Annotated in this window: 3 protein-coding genes; all 3 read right to left on the bottom strand. The window is 59.5% G+C overall.

Going from position 1 to position 4,080, the window contains the following annotated elements; all coding sequences use genetic code 11:
- Positions 1-70: 70 nt before the first annotated feature.
- Positions 71-1,237 (bottom strand): hypothetical protein, encoded by a 1,167-nt coding sequence (locus HQL63_15905; protein MBF0178307.1) that lies wholly within the window; start codon positions 1,235-1,237, stop codon positions 71-73.
- Between the two features lie 159 nt (positions 1,238-1,396).
- Positions 1,397-2,011: a DUF4337 domain-containing protein gene (locus tag HQL63_15900; GenBank protein MBF0178306.1), complete on the bottom strand. Its 615-nt coding sequence runs from the start codon at positions 2,009-2,011 to the stop codon at positions 1,397-1,399.
- Between the two features lie 119 nt (positions 2,012-2,130).
- Positions 2,131-3,999 carry a UbiD family decarboxylase gene (locus HQL63_15895; GenBank protein ID MBF0178305.1) on the bottom strand — a complete coding sequence of 623 codons (1,869 nt, stop codon included), beginning with the start codon at positions 3,997-3,999 and terminating at the stop codon, positions 2,131-2,133.
- Between the last annotated feature and the right edge of the window lie 81 nt (positions 4,000-4,080).

The raw sequence follows: 4,080 nt of genomic DNA, 5'->3' as shown, positions 1-4,080 counted from the left end.
AGGGCGCTGCCCTGGACAAAGCCAGGGAGCCAGCCCCCTGGACCCCGATTCGTGGTCGGGTGGTGAATGGTTACCCCTTTTTTTCATGGTCACTGCACTTTTTTGGATCAGTCTTGAAAGCTTCCACGCCAAGTTCACCCAATGTGCGCAGGTAGCAGTCGTAATGGCTGGCCCAGGCCAGGGCACGTTTGTCCGCCAGGAGACCCGGAACGTTGGTGATCTCAGCCTGGGCAACATCCATGCGCTCAATCTGCAAACCCGCCATGAAGGCATGGATGAGTAGCATATCCGTCACCAGGGAGGCAACAAAATGGGGTGCGCAGAGGGGATGGCGCATGTTTTCACGGCAACCCTCCAGCAAAGAGACCACGGCTGCATCATCCTTTGCCGACAACAGGTCAACAGCGCTGGCCAGAGCCATGCGGCTGAAGCCCTGTGCATCCACGTTGCCTGAAATCAGGTGTCGTTCGTTGGCCAAAAAGGCCAGAGTCGGCAGAACAGCTTTGACAACCGGCGCGCTGATCGCTGTCAGGCCCGCCACGAAACCCAACGCCTCACGGGCCGAAGCAACCTGAGGAGCCAGGATGAGCGCCGATTTTTCCACAGCCGCCCCACCCACAGGATTGGGCGAGCAGACCGGGTCGGGGTTTTCCTTGATTCGGGCGCAAAACGTCCTGCGCCACACCTTTTGCCCCAGATCGCTTCCCCAACCCCGATCTGCCCCGACGATCTGCATGCTGCCACCACCGATGTCCAGTACGAACGGCGTTCGCAATGCCGAGCCCAAGGCGACCTTGGCGGCAAGGTAGCCGTACTCTCCCTCGATCTCCTGGGGAATGATGAAGATGGCAACCCGGGTGCGTTGCCAAATGTCGCGCAGGGTGGCCAACGTATGGGCAGGATTGCCATGTTGCAGGGCCAGGCGCCATGCCGAATAGGCCCCCGCCACCGCATCGCACCCTTCCGGCAGGCCCGCCGCCTTGGGCAAAGTGAGCAAGGCCTTGATGGTGGCCTCGACCGTCAGGTTGATGGCATGGTCGGGCCACACGTCCGCCAGATAGTCAACAGCCACCTTGGCATGATCGGTATGCGTTGCCGGGCCCACCCGAATGCCGGAAGAACCGATGTCAAATCCGATACGGCACCCCGACGCCGCGGATAACCCTGGCACGAGCCAAAGCCAACCGAACAGCAATATGCCCAGGATATGCAGCCTGGCCTTCGTTAGAGTGATCATGTCGCGTTACTATTCACCTCCTGGAAACGAATCGGGATCCAGGGGGCTGGCTCCCTGGCAGGTCCAGGACAGAGTCCTGGTGGGGTGCGGGGCGAAGCCCTGACAAAGGCTTTCCTGTCCAGGCTTTTCTTGCAAGGGTGGTGAATCGTTACCACGGCGCTACAGGTGGAGCATCGTTGGCGCCCATTTGGCGATGAGGCCAATGGCTGCGCCGACAAGGGCCAAACATCCGGCCAGATAAGCCAGAAGGATCACACCCGTTGCAGCAGCAGCCGAAGCCAGGACGATGCCAATCTGCATGGCCGATGCACTGTATTCATACAGGTGGTAGGCATGCAGGGCTCGAATGTGGACGGCTTCCGCCGCTTTGGCTCTGACCATCAGCTCCTTGCGTCCTTCGCCAGTTTGCGGCTCACTGTCAAAACGTTTCGATGAGGCCTGAAAATCGGCCACGCGCTTCTGCCATGCGGCGGCTCTCTCCGGGGAGAGATCGGGGGGCATCATGGTTTCCAAAAGTTCGGCGGAAGTGCGTGTGGCCGTCATGCGAATGGTTTTGGCCTGGAAAAATGCCCAGAGGTTGGAGGCTTCGATATGGGCAGCCAGGGAGGCGTTTTGTGCGCTGTTGGCGCCAATTTCAACGATCGACAACAAACAAGCCATGATACTGATCAGAATGGCGATGCGCTTGTTGCGGCTGGAAGAACCATGCCCCTGGCCTTCGTGACCACCGTGGGCGGCATGGTGCATCGCTTCATGTGTTTCGTGAGCTTCCATGGGTTGCCACTCTCCTTAAACGATAGGGATGACCGGGTCGTATCCAAGCTTTTCTTGCAGGGGTGGTGAATCGTTACGACTGGTCCAGGCTTTTCTTGCAAGGGTGCTGAGTGGTTACGTCAAAACGGTGTTCGTCCAACTCCGGGCAGACCATACTCCGTCCATCGGCTGTTGACCAGTTCCTGGGTAGCGGCATCCATGCGCAAAACCCGCCCCCAGACCCGCTCTGTCTCCTCCGGGAGCTTATGGGTGGCATCGATGGCAAAACGTCCCGAATCCCGCTCCCGATGCAGATCCCGTGCGGGATCGGTGCGGGTGGCCAGCGCCCAGAGCAGATCGGCCCAGGAAGCCGGATCGATGTCAGGATCGACCGCCAGGATTTGTTCGGCACCGGCCCCTTGTGGCACCAATCGCCAGATCACGTCAACTGCCTTGCGCGCCTCCAGAGGATCCTTTTTTTCCAGAATCAGGATCACCATGGGTGTCTCCGGAACCCGGTAGACGCGCCGGATGGCTGGAACCATGCGCAAAACGGCTGCCGGCCAGTCGGTGGCCCGGTCATCACGGATCTTGTCCGGGATGACAATACCCTCCAGTTCCGGCCCCATTTTGGTGGTGGCATCCACCCCCAGTTTGGAACCCAAACCGGATTGGGGTGAAGCAAAATCCAGATAGTCGATGGGTGTGGCCTCCATCACCTTGAGATCCCGGGCGGCGTGGACGTGCCGACCGACGGCTTTCATCACCATGCCCCAGCGTTCCACAGGCACACCTGCATCCACCACTATCACATATTTGGTGTAGAGAAACTGGCGCAAGAATCCCCAAATACCAACCATGATCCGGAAGGCATGTCCGGGATATTGTTTGTGCAGGCTCACCACCGCCACCCGATAGGAACACCCATCCATGGGCAGATGAAAGGCCTCGATCTCCGGAAACTGTTTTTTCAGAAGCGGCACGAAAATGCGATTCAGGGCCAGGGCAAGAATGGCCGGCTCATCCGGAGGGCGCCCCGTGAAGGTGCTCAGATAGATCGGTTGCCGGCGCATGGTGAGCTTGTGTACGGTCAATACCGGAAAATATTCTGTCTCGTTATAGTATCCGGTATGGTCGCCGAAGGGGCCTTCCAGGGCACGGTCCATGAGATCCACGTCACCTTCCAGGACAATTTCGGCGCGGGCCGGTACCGGCAATGGCACCGACAAGGCTGGCGCCACTTCAACGGGCTTCTCCCTCAACAATCCGGCGAAGGCGTATTCGGAGAGTGTCTCCGGCACGGGTGTCACTGCGGCCAGGATGGTTGCCGGATCACAACCAATGGCCACGGCGACGGGCATGATCCGGCCATGTTCCCGGGCATGCTGGGCGCCTCCCCGATGCCGCAACCAGCGCATGATCAGGCGATTGCGACCGATCACCTGCATGCGGTACACCCCAATGTTGACCGTTTCGCCCTGCCTTCCCCGGGTAATGACCAGGGGCCAGGTCACCAGGGGGCCCACATCGTCGGGCCAACAGGTTTGGATCGGCAACCGGGAGAGATCCACATCCGGTCCGCTCCACACCACCTCCTGACAAGGGGGGTTTCGTACCCAACGCAGGCGCATATGCCTTACCCGGGAGAGGCGGCGCACCAGGTTCCACCCGTCCCGCAACCCTTGGGGTGGATCAGGCGAACGTAAGGTGGCCAAAAAATATCCCAACTCCTCCAGATCCTCGATCTGGCGTCCTATGGCCAATCCAACCCGCCGCTGTGTACCAAACAGATTGGCCAAAACAGGCAACTCCGAACCTCGTACCTGCGTGAACAACACGGCTGGTCCACTCGTGGCCAACAGACGGCGGGAAATTTCCGTTATCTCCAGTCTGGAATGGACCGGGACATCCACCCGCACCATTTCACCACAAGATTCCAGAAACTCCATGAAGGCCCTCAGATCGGCAAAGGATCGGGGGGCATGTTCTCGATGGCTGGCTTTCAACATGGCGGTACTTTACAAAAAAAATAACCATTCACCACCCGCCAACGAATCGGGGTCCAGGGGGCTGGCTCCCTGGCAGGTCCA

The sequence above is a fragment of the Magnetococcales bacterium genome (assembly GCA_015231175.1).
In the GTDB taxonomy this organism is placed as follows: Bacteria; Pseudomonadota; Magnetococcia; order Magnetococcales; family DC0425bin3; genus HA3dbin3.
Note: the sequence above shows the minus strand (reverse complement) of the source record. Positions and strands in the feature narration are given on the sequence as shown.